This is a genomic window from Kutzneria sp. NPDC052558, from assembly GCF_044547355.1.
In the GTDB taxonomy this organism is placed as follows: domain Bacteria; phylum Actinomycetota; class Actinomycetes; order Mycobacteriales; family Pseudonocardiaceae; genus Kutzneria.
In genome coordinates this window covers 368,684-389,026 of the sequence record NZ_JBIUAG010000007.1, presented here as the reverse complement: position 1 = coordinate 389,026, position 20,343 = coordinate 368,684, and the positions used below count along the sequence as shown (strand labels likewise).

At 70.9% G+C, this 20,343-nt stretch carries 22 protein-coding genes and 1 pseudogene; 6 read left to right on the top strand and 17 right to left on the bottom strand.

Annotation, left to right across the window (positions count from 1 at the left end; genetic code table 11):
- Positions 1 to 65 precede the first annotated feature (65 nt).
- From ACIG5F_RS16050 to ACIG5F_RS16030, 5 genes are read right to left on the bottom strand one after another with little or no spacing between them, the layout of a single operon-like run.
- Positions 66 to 488: a pyridoxamine 5'-phosphate oxidase family protein gene (locus tag ACIG5F_RS16050; RefSeq protein WP_396518454.1), complete on the bottom strand. Its 423-nt coding sequence runs from the start codon at positions 486 to 488 to the stop codon at positions 66 to 68.
- Complete coding sequence (locus ACIG5F_RS16045; protein ID WP_396518453.1) at positions 485 to 1,600, bottom strand: NAD(P)H-dependent flavin oxidoreductase; 1,116 nt, start codon at positions 1,598 to 1,600, stop codon at positions 485 to 487. The genes ACIG5F_RS16050 and ACIG5F_RS16045 overlap by 4 nt, the downstream gene beginning before the upstream one ends.
- Positions 1,587 to 2,261: a CoA-transferase subunit beta gene (locus ACIG5F_RS16040; RefSeq protein WP_396518452.1), complete on the bottom strand. Its 675-nt coding sequence runs from the start codon at positions 2,259 to 2,261 to the stop codon at positions 1,587 to 1,589. Before ACIG5F_RS16040 ends, ACIG5F_RS16045 begins: the two co-directional genes overlap by 14 nt.
- On the bottom strand, positions 2,258 to 3,100 hold the full coding sequence (locus ACIG5F_RS16035; protein ID WP_396518451.1) for a CoA transferase subunit A: 843 nt from the start codon (positions 3,098 to 3,100) through the stop codon (positions 2,258 to 2,260). The genes ACIG5F_RS16040 and ACIG5F_RS16035 overlap by 4 nt, the downstream gene beginning before the upstream one ends.
- Position 3,101: 1 nt before the next feature.
- Positions 3,102 to 3,842 (bottom strand): enoyl-CoA hydratase family protein, encoded by a 741-nt coding sequence (locus ACIG5F_RS16030; RefSeq protein ID WP_396518450.1) that lies wholly within the window; start codon positions 3,840 to 3,842, stop codon positions 3,102 to 3,104.
- 68 nt (positions 3,843 to 3,910) lie between these two features.
- On the opposite strand from ACIG5F_RS16030, the gene ACIG5F_RS16025 reads away from it, so the two are divergent.
- Both ACIG5F_RS16025 and ACIG5F_RS16020 read left to right on the top strand, forming a co-directional pair.
- Positions 3,911 to 4,660, top strand: a complete 750-nt coding sequence (locus ACIG5F_RS16025) for an SDR family oxidoreductase (protein WP_396518449.1) — start codon at positions 3,911 to 3,913, stop codon at positions 4,658 to 4,660.
- Positions 4,657 to 5,502 carry an SDR family oxidoreductase gene (locus tag ACIG5F_RS16020; protein ID WP_396518448.1) on the top strand — a complete coding sequence of 282 codons (846 nt, stop codon included), beginning with the start codon at positions 4,657 to 4,659 and terminating at the stop codon, positions 5,500 to 5,502. The genes ACIG5F_RS16025 and ACIG5F_RS16020 overlap by 4 nt, the downstream gene beginning before the upstream one ends.
- Positions 5,503 to 5,547: 45 nt before the next feature.
- On the opposite strand, the gene ACIG5F_RS16015 is transcribed toward ACIG5F_RS16020, so the two are convergent.
- From ACIG5F_RS16015 to ACIG5F_RS15990, 6 genes are read right to left on the bottom strand one after another with little or no spacing between them, the layout of a single operon-like run.
- The gene (locus tag ACIG5F_RS16015) at positions 5,548 to 6,369 is read right to left on the bottom strand and encodes an SDR family NAD(P)-dependent oxidoreductase (protein WP_396518447.1); all 822 of its coding nucleotides are present in this window, start codon (positions 6,367 to 6,369) and stop codon (positions 5,548 to 5,550) included.
- 17 nt (positions 6,370 to 6,386) lie between these two features.
- Complete coding sequence (locus ACIG5F_RS16010; protein ID WP_396518446.1) at positions 6,387 to 7,049, bottom strand: class I SAM-dependent methyltransferase; 663 nt, start codon at positions 7,047 to 7,049, stop codon at positions 6,387 to 6,389.
- Positions 7,050 to 7,094: 45 nt separating this feature from the next.
- Positions 7,095 to 8,168 carry an ABC transporter ATP-binding protein gene (locus ACIG5F_RS16005; RefSeq protein WP_396518445.1) on the bottom strand — a complete coding sequence of 358 codons (1,074 nt, stop codon included), beginning with the start codon at positions 8,166 to 8,168 and terminating at the stop codon, positions 7,095 to 7,097.
- Positions 8,165 to 8,992 (bottom strand): ABC transporter permease, encoded by an 828-nt coding sequence (locus tag ACIG5F_RS16000; RefSeq protein WP_396518444.1) that lies wholly within the window; start codon positions 8,990 to 8,992, stop codon positions 8,165 to 8,167. Before ACIG5F_RS16000 ends, ACIG5F_RS16005 begins: the two co-directional genes overlap by 4 nt.
- Positions 8,989 to 9,849, bottom strand: a complete 861-nt coding sequence (locus ACIG5F_RS15995; protein ID WP_396518443.1) for an ABC transporter permease — start codon at positions 9,847 to 9,849, stop codon at positions 8,989 to 8,991. Before ACIG5F_RS15995 ends, ACIG5F_RS16000 begins: the two co-directional genes overlap by 4 nt.
- Positions 9,842 to 10,978, bottom strand: a complete 1,137-nt coding sequence (locus tag ACIG5F_RS15990) for an ABC transporter substrate-binding protein (RefSeq protein WP_396518442.1) — start codon at positions 10,976 to 10,978, stop codon at positions 9,842 to 9,844. Before ACIG5F_RS15990 ends, ACIG5F_RS15995 begins: the two co-directional genes overlap by 8 nt.
- Positions 10,979 to 11,140: 162 nt before the next feature.
- On the opposite strand from ACIG5F_RS15990, the gene ACIG5F_RS15985 reads away from it, so the two are divergent.
- A complete protein-coding gene (locus ACIG5F_RS15985) occupies positions 11,141 to 11,884 on the top strand; it encodes a GntR family transcriptional regulator (RefSeq protein WP_396518441.1) in 744 nt (247 codons plus the stop codon).
- Between the two features lie 120 nt (positions 11,885 to 12,004).
- On the opposite strand, the gene ACIG5F_RS15980 is transcribed toward ACIG5F_RS15985, so the two are convergent.
- Positions 12,005 to 13,123 (bottom strand): steroid 3-ketoacyl-CoA thiolase, encoded by a 1,119-nt coding sequence (locus ACIG5F_RS15980; protein ID WP_396518440.1) that lies wholly within the window; start codon positions 13,121 to 13,123, stop codon positions 12,005 to 12,007.
- 130 nt (positions 13,124 to 13,253) lie between these two features.
- Here ACIG5F_RS15980 and ACIG5F_RS15975 point away from each other — a divergent pair, with 130 nt between their 5' ends.
- The 3 genes and pseudogenes from ACIG5F_RS15975 (at position 13,254) to ACIG5F_RS15965 (ending at position 15,860) form a co-directional block, all read left to right on the top strand.
- Positions 13,254 to 14,468, top strand: a complete 1,215-nt coding sequence (locus ACIG5F_RS15975; RefSeq protein WP_396518439.1) for a cytochrome P450 — start codon at positions 13,254 to 13,256, stop codon at positions 14,466 to 14,468.
- A 182-nt stretch (positions 14,469 to 14,650) separates the two neighbouring features.
- Positions 14,651 to 14,893, top strand: a pseudogene (locus tag ACIG5F_RS15970) (RNA polymerase sigma factor); the annotation flags it as partial.
- A gap of 124 nt (positions 14,894 to 15,017) precedes the next feature.
- Positions 15,018 to 15,860 carry a phosphotransferase gene (locus ACIG5F_RS15965; RefSeq protein WP_396518438.1) on the top strand — a complete coding sequence of 281 codons (843 nt, stop codon included), beginning with the start codon at positions 15,018 to 15,020 and terminating at the stop codon, positions 15,858 to 15,860.
- Here the strand turns inward: ACIG5F_RS15965 and ACIG5F_RS15960 are convergent.
- Genes ACIG5F_RS15960 through ACIG5F_RS15940 form a run of 5 tightly spaced genes read right to left on the bottom strand, consistent with a single transcriptional unit; the run spans position 15,843 to position 20,330 of the window.
- Positions 15,843 to 16,277, bottom strand: coding sequence for a nuclear transport factor 2 family protein (locus ACIG5F_RS15960; RefSeq protein WP_396518437.1), 435 nt, complete (start codon positions 16,275 to 16,277; stop codon positions 15,843 to 15,845). The two genes, ACIG5F_RS15965 and ACIG5F_RS15960, sit on opposite strands and share 18 nt — an antisense overlap.
- Positions 16,274 to 17,149 (bottom strand): TIGR03619 family F420-dependent LLM class oxidoreductase, encoded by an 876-nt coding sequence (locus tag ACIG5F_RS15955; RefSeq protein ID WP_396518436.1) that lies wholly within the window; start codon positions 17,147 to 17,149, stop codon positions 16,274 to 16,276. The genes ACIG5F_RS15960 and ACIG5F_RS15955 overlap by 4 nt, the downstream gene beginning before the upstream one ends.
- The gene (locus tag ACIG5F_RS15950; protein WP_396518435.1) at positions 17,146 to 18,309 is read right to left on the bottom strand and encodes a thiolase domain-containing protein; all 1,164 of its coding nucleotides are present in this window, start codon (positions 18,307 to 18,309) and stop codon (positions 17,146 to 17,148) included. The genes ACIG5F_RS15955 and ACIG5F_RS15950 overlap by 4 nt, the downstream gene beginning before the upstream one ends.
- Positions 18,309 to 19,361 (bottom strand): thiolase domain-containing protein, encoded by a 1,053-nt coding sequence (locus tag ACIG5F_RS15945; protein WP_396518434.1) that lies wholly within the window; start codon positions 19,359 to 19,361, stop codon positions 18,309 to 18,311. The genes ACIG5F_RS15950 and ACIG5F_RS15945 overlap by 1 nt, the downstream gene beginning before the upstream one ends.
- Positions 19,362 to 19,370: 9 nt before the next feature.
- The gene (locus tag ACIG5F_RS15940) at positions 19,371 to 20,330 is read right to left on the bottom strand and encodes a Zn-ribbon domain-containing OB-fold protein (RefSeq protein WP_396518433.1); all 960 of its coding nucleotides are present in this window, start codon (positions 20,328 to 20,330) and stop codon (positions 19,371 to 19,373) included.
- Between the last annotated feature and the right edge of the window lie 13 nt (positions 20,331 to 20,343).

Sequence of the window (20,343 nt, the reverse complement as noted above, 5' to 3'; positions counted from 1 at the left end):
ACCGAAAGCTAGCCCCGCTCGCACACCGGCGGCACCCGACGATCGTCGGTACCTTTTCCGCCGTTTTACCCGAGTTTGCGGAAGTCCCAGGAGACTACGGTGTGCGGCCGCAGGCGCAGCCACCCGTGCCGGCCGTCGTGGTGCATCTGGTCGCCGCCCATGTACTTGCGGGCGAACAACTTCTCCGGCTCCACCAGTTCCGGCACGTCCAGTCCGGTGCGGGGCGCCTCGCCGACGAACTCGACGGACCCTCGCAGCTCGGCCCCGCGCAGCTCCCCGTATTCCCGGCCGGCGTCGACCAGAACCGACACCTTGGGGTCCCGCTTGAGCTGGGCCCAGCGCTTGGCCCGGGTGATGGAGGTCAGCCACAGCGTCCGGTCGTGCCACAGGAACCACAGGGCGGTCAGGTGCGGCCCGTCGGGGCCGGACGTCGCCACCCGGCACGTCCGTTCGGCCGCCAGGAACTCGTCGAGTTCCGCGTCGCTCATGGCGATGCGTCGGCCACGCCGCTGTCCCGCTCCAAGTTCGCCAAGTCGCTGCTCTGCCACCGTTGTCCTCCGGCCAGTCCGTCGATCACGGCGCTCGCCTGGGCCACGATGCCGGTGATCAGTTCCGCACAGCTGGGCAGGTCCGTCAGCACGCCCACCACCTGGCCGGCAGCCAGCACGCCGGCGTCGGTGCGGCCCTGCACCAGCCCGGACCGCAGCAGCATCGGCGTGTTGGCGGCCATCAGGACCTGAGACCAGCTCAGCTCCCGGCCGTGCTTGAGCCGCCGCCCGTCGTCGATCATCGTCCGCCAGCTTAGCCCGGTCAACGCCCGGAACTTTCTGGCGTTGGCCAGCGCGCCGAGCAGCGACCGCAGCCGGCCGGTCCGCTCCAGCCGGTCGACCAGCTCGGTGCGCAACACCCGGTGGGGCAGGCCGTCCACTTTTGTTGTGACAACCGTTCCGTCCAGGCCTCTCACCAGGTAGAGCCGCTTGACCTCGTCCGGCACCGGACTGTCGCTGGTCAGCAGGAACCGGGTGCCCATGGCGATGCCGGCCGCGCCGTAGGCCAGCGCCGCGGCCAGGCCGCGCCCGTCGTAGAAGCCGCCGGCCGCCACCACGGGAATGTCGACGGCGTCGACCACGCTCGGTAACAGCAACGTCGTCGCGACCGCTCCCGTGTGGCCGCCGCCCTCGCCGCCCTGCACGACGACGGCGTCCGCGCCCCAGGCGGCGACCTTCTCGGCGTGCCGGACCGCGCCGATGGACGGCATCACCACGACGCCGTGGTCCTTGAGCTTGGTGATCAGATCCTTCTTGGGGGCCAAGGCGAACGAGGCCACCTTGACGCCGTGCCGGATCAGCAGGTCGACCCGCTCGGCGGCGTCGGCGGCGTCGGAGCGGAGGTTGACGCCGAACGGATTGGCGGTGCGGCGTCTGGTCTCCGCGATCGCCGCGTCCAGCTCCTCGAACGTCATCGTGGCCGAGGCGAGGATGCCCAGGCCGCCGGCGTTGGCCGTGGCCGACACCAGGCGCGGGCCGGCGACCCAGCCCATCCCGGTCTGCACCACGGGATGCCGGACGCCGGCCAGCCGGGTCAGCTCAGTCGCGAGCATGGTCGGGATCCAGCTTGTCGATCAGCTCCAGCTCCTGCCGGGACGGCTCGCGGGTGGCGCCGGCCTCGCCGATGTCCAGCGGGAACCCGGTGTTGTCCAGGACTTCGTCCACGGTGACGCCGGGATGCGTGGACACCAGCCGCATCGAGCCGTCCGGGGTGGCGAAGTCCAGCACGCACAGGTTGGTCACCACGCGGTGCACGTGGTGGAAGCCGCGGTCGTGGCCGACGCCGCTGACCACGTCGACCCGCGGCACGAAGACCCGCCGGCTGTGTTTGGGAACCCAGTAGCTGGTGCGGTGGTTGACGGTGTTGCCCGGCGCGCCACGGAAACCCAGCAGCTGCCGGGTCGGCTTCTCGTGCTCGCCGATGCAGGAGATGTTCTGGTTGCCGAAGCGGTCCAGCTGGTTGGCCCCCATCACCACGTGCCGGCGGCCGTGCGCGACGACGTCGAACACCTTGCGGTACGGCAGCCAGCCCTCGACCCCGTGCTCTCCCAACAGATACGCCTCGCCGTCGGACAACAGCAGGTCCGGCTCGCTGGTCAGCCGGGCCAGCTTGGCCCCCAGCTGCGGGACCAGGCCCATGGGGCTGGCCAGGATCTCGCCGGCGCCGAGGAACAGGTCGGCGCAGGCCGCGATGCAGACGTCGATGCGGCTCATGAGATCGCCTGCACAGCCAGTTGGTATCCGGTCTCGCCGCGGGACAGGAACCGGTCCACGAAGGAGGGCCAGAGCTCCTCGTCGGCGGCGGCTTTCGCGTAGTGGCGCTGGAAGGTCTCGTCGCGGCCGTAGTCCGGCACGCATGAGGTGAAGTGCGCGCCGTTGGGGGTTTCGACCACGCCGTCGACCATCATTCGGTTGGTGAGCAACGACTGCGGCGGCCCGTCGAGCTCGGCGGTGTCCACGATCCGTTCGCACGACAGGAAACGGCGCTTGGCCGCCATGCAGAACAGGTCGTCGAAGTACGGGTCGGGGCCGAGGTACTGGCCGTTGCCGTGCCGGTCGGCCCGGTTGAGGTGGATCAGCGCCACGTCCAGCGTCAACGCCGGCATGGCCACCAGTTCCTCGTCGTCATAAGGAGAGCGCACGGTCTTCAGGTCGGGATTGACCCGCATGACGTCGGAGCCGAGGCCGGCCCTGATCGGCAGGAACGGCAGCCGGTGCGAGGCGGCCAGCAGTCCACTGTAGAGCATGCCCTCGTCGTACTCGCCGACCTCGATGCCGCCCTGCTGGCGCAGGCGCTGGAACCAGGGGTCGTAGGCGATGCTGTCCAGGGACACGAAACCGAACACCAGCCGGCGGACTTTGCCGGCGGCGCAGAGCAATCCGACGTCCGGGCCGCCGTAGGACACGATCGTCAGGTCCCGCACGGGCGAGTCGAGAACGGCCCGCACCAGGGCCATCGGTTTGCGCCGCGAGCCCCAGCCGCCGATGCCGACGGTCATGCCGTCGGACAGCTCGGCCGCCACCTCGGCGGCGCTCATCCGCTTGTCCCGCATGTCATCCCTCCAGGAAGGCCCGCCGCGCCTCGTCGGACACGCCGGACAGGTTCAGCTCGAAGGTGAAGCCCTGCTCGTAGCGGTAGCTGCGGTGCACGTGCTGCGGGTCGATGCCGTTGAGCGCCTCCTTGGCGCAGCGGATCACCCGGGTGTCCTTGGCCGCGATCTCCTCGGCCAGCGCCATCGCCGCCGCGTCCAGGCCCGGCGGCGGCACCACCTCGTACACCGAGCCGTGGTGGTGCAGCTGCGCGGCGGAGATCCGCCGGGCCGTGTAGTACAGGGCGCGCAGGAGATGCGGCGGCACCATCCGGGCCAGGTGGGTGGCCGCGCCGAGCGCGCCGCGGTCCACCTCGGGCAGCCCGAAGGTCGCATCCGTCGACGCCACAACGATGTCCGCGTTGCCGACGAGGCCGATGCCGCCGCCGAGGCAGAAGCCGTTGACCGCGACCACCACCGGCACCTCGCAGTCGTAGACCGCCGCGAACGCCGCCGCGCAGCCCCGGTTCGCGCCGATCAGCGCGTCGAAACCGGACGTGCGCTGGATTTCCTTGATGTCCACGCCGGCGCAGAAGCCCCGGCCCTCGGCCCGCAGCACGACCGCGTGGGTTTCCGGTCTGCGGCCGGCCGCGGTGAGCGCGTCGGCCAGGTCGAACCAGCCGCGCACCGGGACCGCGTTCACCGGCGGGTAGTCGATGGTGATCACGGTGACGCCGGATCCGGTGTGGCTGCTGGAGATGCCCATCGGCACTCCTTCCCAACCTAGCGGTTGCTTGGTACGGTAACAGGCATCGGCTGACCTTGGAAGTGCCCATGGAACTGACCGGGAAAGTGGTGCTGGTGACCGGCGGCACCCGAGGCGTGGGGGCCGGCATCGCCCGGGTGTTCCGCGCCGCCGGCGCGACCGTGATCACCTGCGCCCGCCGGCCGCCCGAGCCCGGCGACCCCGACTTCCGGCCCTGTGACGTGCGGGAACCCGAGCAGGTCGGGGCCTTGGTCGACGGCATCGTCGATGCCTACGGCCGGCTGGACGTCGTGGTCAACAACGCCGGCGGGGCCCCGCACGCGGCCGCCGCCGAGGCCTCGCCCCGGTTCCACGCCAAGATCGTCGAGCTGAACCTGTTGGCGCCGCTGCTGGTCTCGCAGGCGGCCAACCGGGTCATGCAGGCCCAGCCGGACGGCGGCGTGATCGTCATGGTCGGCAGTGTCAGCGGCCGGCGGCCCTCGCCCGGCACGGCCGGCTACGGCGCGGCCAAGGCCGGCCTGGACAGCCTCACCGGCAGCCTGGCCGTGGAATGGGCCCCCAAGGTCCGGGTCAACGCGCTGGCCGTCGGGCCGGTGCGCACCGAGCTGTCCGACGTGCACTTCCCCGACCTCGCCGCCGTGGCGAAAACCGTGCCGCTGGGGCGGCTGGCCGAGCCCGAGGACGTCGGCAACTGCGCCCTGTTCCTGGCTTCCCCGCTGGCTTCCTACGTCTCCGGCGCCACGCTGCTCGTGCACGGCGGCGGCGAGTGGCCGGCTTTCCTCACCGTGCAGTCTCAATCGGACCTGGGAGATCGATGAGCAGGGTCGTGATCGTCACCGGCGCTGGGCGCGGCATCGGCCGGGCCCACGCGCTCGCCTTCGCCGCCGCCGGCTACTGCGTGGTCGTCAACGATCTCGACGACGCCGCCGAGGAGGTCGCCGCCGAGGTGGGCGGTGTGGTCAACCGCGACGACGTCGCCGACTGGGACGGCGCGGCCCGGCTGATCGACACCGCGCTGGATTCCTTCGGGCGGCTGGATGTTCTGGTCAACAACGCCGGCTTCGTCCGGGACCGGATGCTGGTCAACCTCAGCGAGTCCGAGTGGGACGACGTCGTCCGCGTGCACCTGAAGGGGCACTTCGCCCCGCTGCGGCACGCCGCCGCGCACTGGCGGGCCCGGCACAAGGCCGGCACGCCGACGGCGGCCCGGGTGATCAACACGACCTCGGGCGCGGGCCTGCTGGGCAGCGTCGGGCAGGGCAACTACTCCGCCGCGAAGGCCGGCATCCTGGGCCTGACCTTTGTTGCCGCGTCGGAACTCGCCCGCTACGGCGTGACCGTCAACGCCATCGCCCCGGCGGCCCGCACCCGGATGACCGCCGACACCTTCGCCGCCCAGATGGCCGCCCCCGAGACCGGATTCGACGCCATGGCCCCGGAAAACGTGTCGCCGCTGGTGGTCTGGCTCGGCAGCGAGGACGCCGGCGACGTCAGCGGACGGGTCTTCGAGGTCGACGGCGGCCGCATCTGCCTGGCCGACGGCTGGCGGCGTGGGCCGACCGTGGAGCGCGAAGAGCGCTGGCCCGTGGACGAGGTCGGGCCGGCGGTGCGGGCCCTGCTGGACAAGGCCGCGCCGCCGGAGCCGGTCTACGGGGCGTGATGCTCGACCGCGCACCACACCGGACGTCGTGCTGATGGACGCTGCCTAACCGACCTCGTAGGAGGTGGGCGGCCGGGTGCCGTCGACGTCGGTGAAGCCGTAGCGCTGCGACAGGGCGGCAGTGGTCTCGACGCCGCCGGTCCGCTCCAGCCGCACCGGATCTGTGGCCAGGCCGACCACCGCGCGTCCGATGAACCGCGGCGTCTCGGCCATGTTCACGTCGAGCGCCCGGCCGTCCGGGAAGTCCAGCACCTGGCGGCCGTCGTCGGTGGTGCGGGCGGCGGCGAGCAGGAACTCGGTGCGCACCAGCCCCGGCCAGAGCGAGAACACCGCCACACCGCGGAGTTTGAGCTGCGTGGCCATCTCCGCGGCCAGCCGGTCGGTGGCCGTCTTGCCGACGGCGTAGGCCACGTTCGGCACCTGCTGGCCCGGGGACGACACGGTGACGATCAGGCCGCCGGCCGGCAGCAGCGGCACCGCGTGCACCGCCGTCACGTAGGCCGCCCGGGTGCCGAGGCCGATCACCCGGTCCCAGCTGTCGATCGGCAGCTCCCAGAACGGGCGCGCCAGCCAGCCGGCCAGGTCGGGCGAGCAGAAGGCGCTGTTGACCAGGATGTCGATCTTGCCCTGCTCGTCGGAGACCCGGTCGAACAGCGCCGCCGTCTGCCCGTCGTCGAGGATGTCCGCCGGTGCCGCGATGCCGACGCCGCCGGCCGCGGTCACCGCCGCCGCGGTCTCGGCCAGCGGCTCGGCGCCGCGTGCCACCACGTACACCGTGGCGCCGGCCGCCCCCAACTCGACGGCGATTCCCTTGCCCACACCACGACTCGCGCCGGTGACCACGGCGACCTGGCCCCTGAGATCCATCCCACCAAGCTACGTGATCACGCGCCCTGTTTGCGGGCCCGCACCGAGAACGTCACCGGCGTCGCCTCGTCGCCCTCGCCGAACCGCTCCAGCGTGAAGCCGACGTCCGTGAAGGCGTTGAGCAGCTTGGACATCGGCCAGTGCGCCGCCCCCACCCGGTTGCGCACCCCCCGATCCGTCCACGACTTCTTCGTCCAGCTCCCGTCGCCGTAGCCCGCGCCGATCACGATGTTGTCCGGATCCGACCGGTCCGCGAAGTGCCCGCAGAAACACGGATGCACCCCGATGTGCACGAAGATCCCGCCCGGCCGCAGCACCCGGCGCACCTCCCTGAGCACAGTCGGATACCCCGGCATGTCGGTGTGCGCCATCACCGACACCACCGCCGGCAGCGAATCGCTCGGGAACGGCAGATGCTCGGCGTCGGCCCGCAGCACCGGCAGCCGATCCATCGCGTAGCCCAACATCCCGGTCGACAGGTCCACCCCGATCGGCGTCCACCCCAGCGCCTTCACCGCCGCCGCGTGCGCCCCCGTGCCGCACCCGACCTCCAGGCACACCCCGGTGCCCTTGCCGAGCAGGTCGACGAGCTGCCGGGACAAACCAGGCAATGACGTGAAAATCTGGGGCTCGAAAATCTGCTCGTACCAGTCGGCTATCTCGTCATATACGGCCTTCACCCCGTCCACGCTGGCGTGAACGGGGTGCCGTGGCAACCGTGTTCGCTACTGGATGACCATCACCGGCTCGGGGGTGAAGCGGATGTCGGCGAGGGCGCCGGGGCGCAGGTCGACGGCGGCGGAGCTGGGGAGGTCGCTGTCGATCTCGGAGCCGTCGGCCAGTTCCACGGTGACGCGGGTGACGGGGCCGCGGAAGCTGCTGCGGGCCACTCGGACCGTGCCGGCGGTGGCCGGTGTGAGCAGCACGGACTCGGGGCGCACCAGGGCGGTGACCCTGGCGCCGGCGGGGACCTCGGGCGGCTGGGTGACGGCCAGGCGCTGGCCGAGGACCTCGACCTCGGCGCCGGAGGCGATGGCGGCGATGCGGTTCATGGCGCCGACGAAGGCGGCCACGAACGGGGTGGCGGGACGGGTGTAGACCTCGTCGGGGGAGGCGCACTGCTCCAACCGGCCGGCGTTCATCACGGCGACCCGGTCGGACATGCTCAGGGCCTCCTCCTGGTCGTGCGTGACGAACAGGGTGGTGATGCCCAGACGTTGTTGCAGGCCACGGATCTCGTCGCGCAGCTGCACCCGGACCTTTGCGTCCAAAGCGGACAGTGGCTCGTCCAGCAGCAGCACCTTGGGCTCGATGGCCAGGGCCCGGGCCAGCGCCACCCGTTGCTGCTGGCCGCCGGACATCTCGGTGGCGTAGCGGTCGAAATGCTGGTTGAGGCCGACGAGTTCCAGCAGCTCGCCGGCGCGCTTGCGGCGCTGCGCCGGGGAAACGCCACGCAGGCGGAGGCCGAACGCGACGTTCTCGCCGGCGGTCAGGTTGGGGAACAGGCTGTAGGACTGGAACACCATGGCCATGTCCCGCTTGTTGGCCGGCACCTTGCTGATGTCCTTGCCGTCCACCAGAACCGCGCCGGCGTCGCTGTGCTCCAGCCCGGCCACGATGCGCAGCGCGGTGGTCTTGCCGCAGCCGGACGGGCCGAGCAGGCTGACCAGCTCGCCGGGCGCGATGTCCAGGTCCAGCCCGTCCAGCGCGAGCACCTGGCCGTAGCCGCGGCGCAGGCCGGCCAGCCGGACCGGACTGCCCGGCTTGGCCTCGGTGCTGGGATCGATGGTGGCGGTCATCGGGACCTCCCGGTGCGGCGGGCGCCGCGCTGCCCGAACACGGACATCAGCAGCAGCAACGCCCAGGTGACGATCAGGATCAGCATCGAGGCCGCGGTGGCGACCTCGCCGTCCTGCTGCCCGGCCTGGACCGTCCAGACCGGCAGGGTGTTCATCAGCAGCAGGTTGGCGATGGTGAACTCGCCCAGCACCATCGCCGCGCTCAGGATGGAGGCGTTGAGGATGGCGGTGCGCAGGTTGGGCACCACCACCCGCAGCAGCACGGTCAGCCAGCTCGCGCCGAGATTGCGGCCGGCTTCCACCAGCGTGGTCAGCGGAATCGCCGACAGGCCGGCGTCGAGCGTGCGATAGGTGAACGGCAGCGCCAGCACCACGTACTCCAGCGCCAGGATCACCGGAGTGCCGGTGATCCAGCTCGGGCCGCCGCGGAAGGCCACCAGCACGCCGTTGGCCAGCACCACCGCGGGGATCACCAGCGGCAGCACGCAGATCGCCTCGATCAGCCGGCGGAGCTTGGGCAGTCGCAGGTGGACCCACGCGGTGGTGGGCACCATCAGCACCAGCGTGATCACCACGGTCCCGGCGGCCAGCTCGAGGGAGGTGATCAGGTTGTCCAGGAAACCGGGCTGCCCGAACAGGTTCTCCCACGTCGACAGGTCGTGGGTGTCGTGCACGCCCCGCAGGCTGAACTCCACCGACGCGGCGATCGGCACGAGAAAGTACAGCGCGGCCAGGATCAGCACCAGCCACGCGACAACGCGTCCCCGGCCGAGCTTGCGGCGGGGACCCTGGGTGGCGACGGTCAGATCGGCAACCGCGGTCATCGCAACCACCTCGACGTCCGGCGCTGCATCCAGGCGTAGCCGGCCAGCGCCAGGCCGACGATGAGGATCATGCCCAGCCCCAGCGCGTTGCCGAGATTCTCCTGGCCCACGGCCACGTTGCCGGACATCACCGCGGCGATCTGGATCGGCACCAGGGCAATGATGCCGTTGGTCAGCGCGGCCGCCGTCGCGTACGCGGCGAAAGCGTTGGCGAACAACAACATCAGCGCGCCCAGGAACGGCGGCAGCAGCAGCGGGCCGCCGACCAGCCGCCAGTACTGCCAGCGGCTCGCGCCCAGGTTGCTGGCCGCCTCCTGCCACTGCGGACGCAGACCCTCCAGCGCCGGGAAGATCACCAGCACCATCAGCGGGATCTGGAAGTACAGGTACACCAGCGTGATCCCGGCGAAGCCGAACAGGCTGAAGCCGGTGATGTCCAGCCCCAGCGCGCCCAGCCACTTGGTCACCAGACCCTGGCTGCCGATGGCCGCGATGAAGGCGAAGGCCAGCGGCACGCCGGCGAAATAGGCCAGCACGCCGGAAGCCGTGGACACCACCTGGCGCAGCACGCCGCCGGGCGGGGAGGCGCTCACCGCGAAGGCGATGGCCAGCCCGACGACCGCGCCGATCACCGCCGTCAGCGCGGAGATCTCCGTGCTGACCACAAAAGCGTGCAGATACGGGTCGCCGACGGCGGCGCCGATGTTGCTCAGCGTCCAGCCGCCGCCGTCGTCCTGGAACGCGCCGACGACCACGGACACCGTCGGCACGCCCAGGAAAACCGCCACATAGGCCAGAAACGGCAGCAGCCCGAGCAGATCGAGCCGCCGCCGGTTCCGGAAGGCCTGGTCAGCCAACGGTCTTCGCCCAGTTGTCGGCGATGACCTTCTTGGCCGCGTCCAGCTGCGCCTCGGTCGGGAACGGCGAGTCGCCGCTGACCTGGGGCAGCGCGTCCAACAGGGTCTTGTCCACGGTGCCGGCCGACTGCATGGCGGCCAGCTCGACCGGACGGGCCCAGCCCTTCAGGAACCCGTTCTGGCCCTCGGCCGAGTACAGGTACTCCTCCCACAGCCGGGCCGCGGCCGGGTGCGGGGCGGTGGCGCTGATGGCCTGGTTGTAGTAGTTGGCGTACAGGCCGTCCTTGGGCACGGCGACCTTCCAGTCCACCTTGCCCTTCAGGGTGTTGGCCGCCGACACCTGGAGGTAGTCCCAGTCGATGGTGATCGGCGTCTGGCCGGACTGGATGGTGGCCTGGGTGGCGCCGACCGGGATGAAGTTGCCGGACTTCTTGAGCTGGCCGAAGAAGTCGATGCCCGGCTGGATGTCGTCGGCGTTGCCGCCCTTGGCCAGCGACGCGGCGAACACGCCGGCGAAGGCCGCGCCGGCCTTGGTCGGGTCGCCGTTGAGCGCCACCTTGCCCTTGTACTCGGGCTTGGCCAGGTCGGCGAAGGAGGTCGGCGGGGTGGTGATCTGCTTGGCGTCGTAGCCGATCGAGATGTAGCCGCCGTAGTCGTTGTACCAGCGGCCCTGCGCGTCCTTCTGCGAGTCCGGGATGTCCTTCCACGACGCGACCTGGTACGGGGCCAGCAGGTTGGCGCCGGCGGCCGAGAGCGCGAACGAGGAGCCCAGGTCGAGCACGTCGGGCGCGCGGTCCTGGCCCTTGAGCTGCTTGACCGCGTTGATCTCGTCCTGGCTGCTGCCGTCCGGGTTGGCGTCGGTGATCTTGATGCCGTACTTCATGGTGAAGTTGTCCATCAGGTCGCCGTAACCGGCCCAGGTGCGCGGCAGCGTGATCACGTTCAGCGTGCCCTCGGCCTTGGCCGCGGCCACCAGGGCGTCCATGCCGCCCAGGTCGGCGGCGGTCTTGGCGGTGGCGGCCTTGCTGGTGGCGCCACTGCTCGCGTTCGACGAGGAGCCGCATGCGGTGGCGGCCAGCGCGACGATCGCCAGCAGACCGGCCGCGAGGGCGGTACGGCTTCTGTTCACGGGGACTCCCAGGGAGTACGGGAAGGACTGGCGGCAGACTTGTTCACCGAACTGACCACTTGGCTAGATAAGTCGGAACATGCTTGGACAGGAAGGTGAACGGTGGATGTCGGGTTGCCCTCACCGCGGGTGACCGACCGGTTGCGGGTTACGGTGCAGGGCATGGGGACCACGCTCTACCGCCGAGTGGCCGAGGACATCAAGGCAGCCATCGTCTCCGGGGCATACCAGGCGGGAGCCCGACTTCCGTCCGAATCGGAGCTGGCCGCCCGCTACGGCGCCTCCCGCGGCACGATCCGGCAGGCCTTCGCCGCGCTGGCCGCCGACGGCGTGATCTCGTCCCGGCAGGGCGCGCGGCGCATCGTGCTCGGCGGGCCGCGGTTGCAGACGTTCAACGAGCTGGTCAGCTTCTCCCGCTGGGCCCGGGCCATCGGCGAGAAGCCGGCCGGCCGGGTGGAGCGGCTGGAGCTGCGGGCGGCCAGCGAGCAGGAGTGCGGGCAGCTGGAGGTGCCGCTGGGCAGCCGGGTCTACCACCTGACCCGGGTCCGCTCCCTGTCCGGCCGGCCGGTGATGATCGAGCGCACCGCCTACCGGGAGCCGGTCGGGGCCATGGTCGCCGGCATGGACCTGGACGTCGTGTCGATCACCGAGCGGCTGGAGGACCTCGGCGTGATCTTCGCCGACGCCGAGCACCAGATCGACGCCGTGGCCGCCACCGCCGAGGACGCCCGGCTGCTGGCCGTCCGGCCCCGGGCGCCGCTGCTGCGCGAACGCCGACGCACCGCCGACCCCAACGGCGTGATGCTGGAGTGGTCCGACGACCGCTACGTCGGCGACGCCGTGGCCTTCACCGTCCGCAACTCCGCCAGCACCAAGTCCCTGTCCAGGCTGCCGTCCCCCCGCTGACCGCGTCCCGACACTCGGCGCAGCGGCAGTTGTCCCGCAGCCACTCGGGGGATAACCCCAGACTTGTCACCATGTTCAGACCGGGTGGCAGCCACGCGAGGACCGGGCGAACGGGGGATGTCAGATGCGTTCCAGAATGCTGCCGGTGCCCAGCGCGCCGCCCGCGCACATGGAGATCAGCGCGGTCGAGGCGTCCCGGCGCTCCAACTCGTGCAGCGCGGTGGTGATCAGCCGGGTGCCGGTGCTGCCGACCGGGTGGCCGATGGCGATCGCGCCGCCGTTGACGTTGACCTTGGCCGGATCCGGCCGGTGCACCGCCTGCCAGGACAGCACCACCGAGGCGAAGGCCTCGTTGACCTCGAACAGGTCGAGGTCGCCGATCGTCATGCCGCTGCGCTCCAACACCCGGCTGGTGGCGGCGACCGGCCCGTCCAGGTGGTAGTAGGGCTCCGCGCCGACCAGACACTGCGAGACGATCCGGGCACGGGGCGTGAGCCCCAGGTCCTTGGCGCGTTCGGCGGACACCATCAGCACGGCGCTGGCCCCGTCGGAGATCTGCGACGACGTGCCGGCGGTGTGCACGCCGTCCTCCAGCACGGGCTTGAGCCGGCCCAGCGCCTCCATGCTCGTCTCGCGCAGCCCCTGGTCGATGTCGACGCCCTTCACCGGCACGACCTCGTCCCGGAACCGGCCGGCGTCCCAGGCGGCGCGGGCGAGTTGCTGCGACCGCAACCCGAACGCGTCGACGTCCTCACGGGTGATGCCGCGCCGCTGGGCGACCCGCTCCGCCGCCAGGTACTGGTTGGGCAGGTCGATGTCCCACGACTCCGGCCGCGGCGTGCCGGCGTCGGTGCCTACGTTGCTACGCAAGGGAACCCGGCTCATCGCCTCCACGCCGCAGGCGATGCCGACGTCGATCGCGCCGATGGCGATCAGGCCGGCGATCAGGTGCGTGGACTGCTGGGCCGAGCCGCACTGGCAGTCCACCGTCGTGCACCCGGCGCCCTGCGGCAGGCCGGCGTGCAGCCAGGCCGTTCGGGTGATGTTGTTCGACTGCTCTCCAGCCTGGGTGACGCAGCCGCCGATGACCTGGTCGACCAGAGCCGGATCGATGCCGGCCCGGTCGACCACCGCCTGCTGGGCCGCGCCCAGCAGCTCGGCGGCGTGCAGGCCGGACAGCCAGCCGCCGCGCCTGCCGATCGGCGTCCGCGCCGCCGCCACGATCACCGGGGTGCCCATGCCCTCAAAACTAGAACAGGTTCTCGTCCGTTGCAATGGTCATTTGAGCAGCAGGGTTCCGCTAGTTAACGCTGTATGCTAGGAACGTCGTAGAACCCGTTCCACGCACGACGAAGTGCCTGGAGGCAACGTGGTACCCGACGGCTACGACTTCACCGATCCCGACATCTACGCCAACGGCGTGCCACACCAGCATTTCGCGGAGCTGCGCAGGACCGCGCCGGTGTGGTGGAACGCCCAACCGACCGGGTGCGCCGGCTTCGGCGACGGCGGCTTCTGGGTCGCCACCCGGCACGCCGACGTGCGGGAGATCTCCCGCCGCAGCGACGTGTTCTCCTCGTGGGCCAACGGCGCGATCGTCCGCTTCGGCCACGAGATGACCGCCGAGCGGATGGACATGATCAGGCTGATCATGCTCAACCAGGATCCGCCCCAGCACACCAAGGTCCGCGGCATCGTGTCCCGCGGCTTCACCCCCAAGTCGATCAACTCCCTGCGCGACGCGCTGCGCGAGCGGGCCGAGCGCATCGTCGACGAGGCGGTGGCCCGCGGCAGCGGCGACTTCGTCACCGAGGTCGCCTGCGAGCTGCCGTTGCAGGCCATCGCCGAGCTGCTGGGCGTGCCGCAGGAGGACCGGCGCAAGATCTTCGACTGGTCCAACCAGATGATCTCCTACGACGATCCCGAGTACGAGCTCGAGCCGGAGGCGGCCAGCGTCGAGCTCATCGGCTACGCCTGGAACATGGCCGAGCAGCGCCGGGCCTGCCCGATGGACGACATCGTCACCAAGCTGGTGCAGGCCGACGTGGACGGCGAGGCGCTGGGCTCCGACCAGTTCGGCTTCTTCGTGCTGCTGCTGGCCGTGGCCGGCAACGAGACCACGCGCAACGCCATCACCCACGGCATGGCCGCGTTCCTGGAGCACCCCGAGCAGTGGGAGCGGTTCAAGGCCGAGCGCACCGCCACCGCCGCCGACGAGATCGTCCGCTGGGCCACCCCGGTGGTCGCCTTCCAGCGCACCGCCACCCAGGACGTGGAGATCGGCGGCGTGACGATCAAGGAGGGGCAGCGGGTGGGCATGTACTACAGCTCCGCCAACTTCGACCCCGACGTCTTCGACGACCCGCACACCTTCGACATCGGCCGGGACCCCAACCCCCACCTGGGCTTCGGCGGCAGCGGCACGCACTACTGCCTCGGCGCCAACCTGGCCCGGCTGGAGATCGAGCTGATCTTCAACGCCATCGCCGACCGCATGCCCGACATCCGCAAGCTGGCCGAGCCCGAGCGCCTGCGCTCCGGCTGGCTCAACGGCATCAAACACTTCCCCGTCGCCTACGGCTGACCCTCTTCCTCACGTGAGTGGCTCATTTCGCCCCAGAAGCGAAGTGAGCCACTCACGTGCGCCTTTTTGCCTCACGTGAGTGGCTCAGGTGGCGCTGGAGCGCAAGTAAGCCACTCACGTGCGTGCGGTCTGCTTTGCTCGGTCGTGAACACGAGTGCGGGGTGCGACCAAGTAGAGACGTGATGACAGCAATCGACGAGGGGGCGCCGCCGGGCCAGCTGGCGGACATCGAGCAGCTGTTCGAGGCGCATGCCGACGATCTGCACCGCTATCTGGGCAGACTCGTCGGCAGCGTGGCCGACGACCTGGTCGCGGACACGTTCGTCGCGGCGCTCAGGGGCCGCGACGGCTTCGACCCTGCTCGGGCGTCGGCGCGGGCGTGGCTGTTCGGCATCGCCAACAACCTCGCCCGCAACCACTTGCGCCGGCGCAAACGTGAACATGCGGCCGTGGCCCGGCTGATGGACGCCGCCCGGGCCGGCACGGTCCTCCTCGGTGCGCGTCGCCGTCGTGGACAAAATCGGTGTCGCGCCTCGGTAGCCTGGATTCATGGTGACGGAACGGCTCGCGCGGGCGATCGGGAGACCGGTCGTCCGCGCGACGCCGTTCGCCGGTCGGGGTTACACGCCGGCGCGGCGGATGATCGTGGAACTGTCCGACGGCACAACGGTGTTCGCCAAGCAGGGCGTGAACGAGCACACCGCCGGCTGCATCCGCGCCGAACTGCCGATCTACCGGCAGGTGCGGGGCACTTTCATGCCGGCGATGCTGGGCTGGGACGACGACGGCGGGGACGAGCCGATCCTGGTGCTGGAGGACCTGTCCCACGCGGTCTGGCCGCCGCCGTGGACGCCGGAGCGGGCGCGTCGGGTCGTGGACACCATCGTCGAGATCGGCGAGCAGCCGGTCCCGGACGGGCTCACGCCGCTGGACGCCGAGTGGGTGGCTGGCGGCTGGCGTGAGGTGGCGGAGGACCCGGAACCCTTTCTGTCGCTGGGAATGTGCGACTCGGCGTGGCTGGAGCGGGCGTTGCCGACGCTGCTGGCCGCCGCCGATGCCGCGCCGGTCAAGGGGGATCGCCTGCTGCACCTGGACGTCCGCAGTGACAACCTGTGTTTTGACGCCGACCGCACGCTGTTTGTCGACTGGAACCACGCCAGCCTGGGCAATCCCGAGGTCGACATCGCCTTCCTCATGCCCAGCATGGTGTCCGAGGGCGGCCCGCCGCTGGAGCGGGTGGCGCCGGAGCTGACCGCGGTGGTGGCCGGCTTCTTCGCCAAGTACGCGGGGCTGCCGCCGGTGCCGGGCGCGCCGGGCATCCGCGAGGTGCAGCGCGCGCAGCTGGAGGTCGCGCTGCCGTGGGCGATCCGGGCGCTAGGCCTTGGCGCGTAGGGTTTTCATCGCGCGGTCCATCTCCCAGTGCGCCCGGACCGAGCGGATCAGGCCGTCCTCGCCGATCCGGTAGACGAACACGCCGTCGGTGTCCATCACGTTGTCGCCGGGCAGGTGGATCGTGATGGTGCCGACGTTGGCGCACTCCAGGCCGTTGGCGTACGAGTCGACCATGGTGAAGTCGAAGCCCTCGGCCAGCGCGATCGCCTTGTCCCAGAAGGCCCCGATGGCCTCGTGGCCGTGGTGCCCGCGGCCGTCGGGGTCGAACGGGGAGGGCCCCACCGGGTCCTCAACGCTGCCGTCCAGGGCGAACAGGGAGATCCACTTCTCCTTGGCCCCGGCCACCACCGCCTCCATCGACCGCCAGGAGGCCAGCCGGGCCGGATGCTCCACAGTGGACGCCCGCCAGTCGATCATGCCGTCACCCGCTCGATCACGTCGTGGGTGAAGCGCCGGATGGCGTCCTGCTTGGCCTCGAGTTCGCCGTCGAAGCCGATGCCGTAGTTCATCCACGGCATCACGATCACGTCGGTGACGCCGGCCTCGAACAGGTCCCGATAGCCGTCCACGCCGAACTTGTCGATGCACACCGACTGGATCTCGAACGGCTCGTCGGCCCGCCCGCACTCGGCCCGCAGCTCGGCCAGGCGGTCGATGACCTGCCGCAGGTCGTCGAACTTGATCATCGCCGAGGTCCAGCCGTCGCCGACCCGCGCCGCGCGGCGCAGTCCGGCCTCGGTGTGGCCGCCAACGTAGATCGGCACCGGCTGTCGAGGTGCGGGGCTGATCTGGAGCTTGTCGAAGTCGTAGAACCTGCCGTGGTAGTCGACCATGCCGCCGGCCAGGATCAGTTGCAGCACCTCGATCATCTCGTCGCACCGCGGCCCCCGGTGCGCGTATTCCGTGCCGCACCAGGCGAATTCCTCCGGCGACCAGCCCAGGCCGACGCCCAGCCCGAAGCGGTCGTTCGTCAGGTTGGCCACCGAGCCCACCTGCCGGGCCAGCAGCACCGGATTGCGGGAGCCGAGCTTGAGCACCTGGGTGTAGAAGCGGATCGTGCTGGTGGCGGTGCCCATCGCCGCCGCCGCGATCAGCGGGTCCACCCACGGCGTGTCGGCGTTCCAGAACCGTGAGCCGTCCGGAGTGTACGGATAGTCGGCGGACACCTTTTCCGAGTAGAACAGGGAATCCGGCAGCGCGACCGAGGCGAAGCCGCACTCCTCGGCCGTCTTGGCCAGCTCCACCAGCTGGTCCAGCGGATTCATCGCCACCGCAAGCGTGAACTTCACCGCGCACCCGGCCTTTCCGATCCGACCACCCAGAGCGAGAAGTACTGCGAGCCGCCGCCGTAGGCGTGGCCCAGGGCGACCCGCGCGCCGTCCACCTGGTGCTCGCCGGCCCGGCCCAGCACCTGCATCGCGGCCTCGGCATAGCGCAGCAGCCCGGACGCGCCGATCGGATTGGACGACAGCACGCCGCCGGACGGGTTCACCGGCAGCCGCCCGCCGATCGCGGTCTCGCCGGCCTCGGTGAACTTCCAGCCCTGGCCCTCCTCGGTGAAACCGAGGTTCTCCAACCACATCGGCTCGAACCACGAGAACGGCACGTAGATCTCGGCGACGTCCACTTCGGACACCGGGTCCTTGATCCCGGCCTGCTTCCACAGCGCCGCCGCCGCGTCCTTGCCGGCCTGCGGGCTGACCTGGTCGCGGCCGGCGAACGTGGTCGGCTCGGTCCGCATCGCCGTGGCGTGGATCCACGCCGCCGGGCGGCCCTTGGCCGTCTGCTCGTCGGCGATCACCACCGCGGCCGCGCCGTCCGAGGACGGACACGTTTCGTCGTAGCGGATCGGGTCCCACAGCATCTTCGACGCCTGCACCGATTCCACCGTGATATCGGCCTGCCGCAGATGCGCGTACGGATTGAGCGCGCCGTTGCGGCGGTCCTTGGCGGCCACGATCGCGCCGACGTGGTTGGGCGCGCCGGACCGCCGGATGTAGGACCGCACGTGCGGCGCGAAGTAGCCGCCCGCCCCGGCGCCGACCGGCATGTGGAACGGGGGCATGACCGACAGCGCCCACATGGCGTTGGACTCGGACTGCTTCTCGAACGCCACCGCCAGCACCCGGCGGTGCACGCCCGACTGCACCAGGCTGGCCGCCACGTTGCCGGTGGAGCCGCCGACCGACCCGGCGGTGTGCACGCGCAGCAACGGTTTCCCGGTCGCGCCGAGCGCGTCGGCCAGGAACAGCTCGGGCATCATGACGCCCTCGAACAGGTCCGGGGCCTTGCCCAGCACCACGGCGTCGATGTCGGCCCAGTCGGTCCCGGCGTCGGCCATCGCCCGGTCGATCGCCTCCCGGCACAGGCCGGCCATGGACACGTCCAGGCGTTTGGCGGTGTGGTGGGTCTGACCGGTTCCGATCACGGCCGCGAGTTGCGCGCCCATCAGCGTCCCTCCAGCACGCACACGAGATTCTGTTGCAGCAGCGGGCCGCTGGTCGCGTGGGCCAGCGCCTTGTCGGCCCGGCCGGCGGTGATCTCGCCCGCCGCGGCCCCGATGCGGACCAGGCCGGCGGCGAACATCGGGTGCCCGGCCAGCGCGCCGCCGGACGGGTTGACCCGCACCTCCTCGCCCAGCCCGAATGCCTGGCGCAGCAGGATTTCCTGGTGGGTGAACGGCGCGTGCAGCTCGGCCACCTGCACGCCGTCCACGCCGGCCGCCTTGGCCGCCGCGATCGTCGATGGCGAGGTGGTCAGATCCCGCGCGCCCAGCAGGGGAGTGTCGACGCGGTGCTCGAAGCCGGTGATCCACGCCGGCCGCTCGCACAGGTCCCGGGCCCGGTCGCCCGACGCCAGGATGATCGCCGCCGCGCCGTCGGTGATCGGCGCGCAGTCGTGGGCTCGCAACGGATCCGCGAGATACGGCTGTTTCAGCAGCTCATCGGCGGTCGTCTCGCCGGCCAGCTGAGCGTCCGGATTGGACAGTGCGGCCCGGCGGCTGGCCGCCGCCACCTCGGCCATGTCGGCCTCGGTCCACAACCCGGCGTCGATCCCCAACCGGGCCTGAAGTCCAGCAACACCAACGGAATCCGGCCACAGTGGCGTCACCAGGTAGGGATCCATCTGCATGGCCAGCACCCGCCGCAGCTCGCCGGCCGAGGACTTGCCGAAGCCGTACACCAGCGCGGTCTCGACCTCGCCGGTGCGGATCTTCACCCACGCCTCGTACAGCGCCCACGCGGCGTCCATCTCCACGTGCGACTCCATGATCGGCGGGAAGGCGCCGATGGCGTCGACCGCCGCGATGAACGAGAACGCCCGCCCGGCCAGGTAGTCCGACGATCCCGAGCACCAGAACCCGATGTCCTGCTTGGCCAGGCCGGTGTCGGCGAGCAGCCGGTGGAACACCGGCACCAGCATCTCGACGCCGTTGGTGGTGCCGGATGTGCGGCGCACGTTCGGGGCCTGCGCGAAGCCGACGACCGCCACCTCGCTCACGAGGGCCTCCTAGAGATGTTGGGCGAACGACTCGTAGGGCGCGTCCGGCTCGCCGGTCGGCTCGAAGTGGTCGATGTTCTCCAGCGTGGTGCCCCACTGCTCGCGCGGCCGCCAGTGCGCGCGCACCCGCAGGCCCATCCGGACCTCGTCGGCGGCGCAGCCCAGGACCAGGTGCTGGAACGGAATGTCCGCGCCCTCCAACAGGATGTACGCGGCGACGTAGGGCGGCTTGATCCGCTGCCCCAGGAACGGCACGTTGACCACGCAGAAGGTGGTGACCACGCCGTGGTCGGGCAGTTCGACCTCGTCCTCGGTCGGGACGCCGTCGGTGGGGCAGGAGCCGCGCGGCGGGATGTAGACCTTGCCGCAGGCCGGGCAGCGCTGGCCGAGCAGCCGGCCCTCGGCCAGCCCCCGCAGGTAGCGGCTCTCCTCCGGCGAAGCGGTGTGCTGGTAGCGGAGATGGATGGGCGTGGTCAGCATCGTCACGGCGTCACCGCCGACCGGCTTGCGCTGAACCGGTTCCGAGTCAAGGGGTTCGAAGCATTCGATGTCTCGGATGCTGCCGACCGGCTCGGCCGCCCAGCGCACCCGGACCCGCATCCCGGTGCTCATCCGGTCCGGTGAGCCGGCGTCGACGGCGTGCAGCATGCCGGTGTCGGCCCCGTCCAGCTTGACCAGCGCCCAGGCGAACGCGTGCGCAAGTGGTTGCCCCGCAAGCGGTTGCGGGTTCCACGACCAGGTCTGCACGACGCCTTCGGCGGCGACGTCGACGAACTCGGTCAGCTTCTCGGCGGTCACCGGGTCGTACTCGGCCGGCGGCGCCAGCACGCGGCCGTCCGAACCGCGGACGCCGGCGATCCGGTGCTCGCGCAGACCCGTGGCGAACCGGCCCAGCACCGGCCCGAGCGAGCGGGTGTAGTCGAAGCCCACGTCCAGCGGGGCGCTCAACGGTTCCGAGCTGATCGTCACCTTCGAAGTGAAA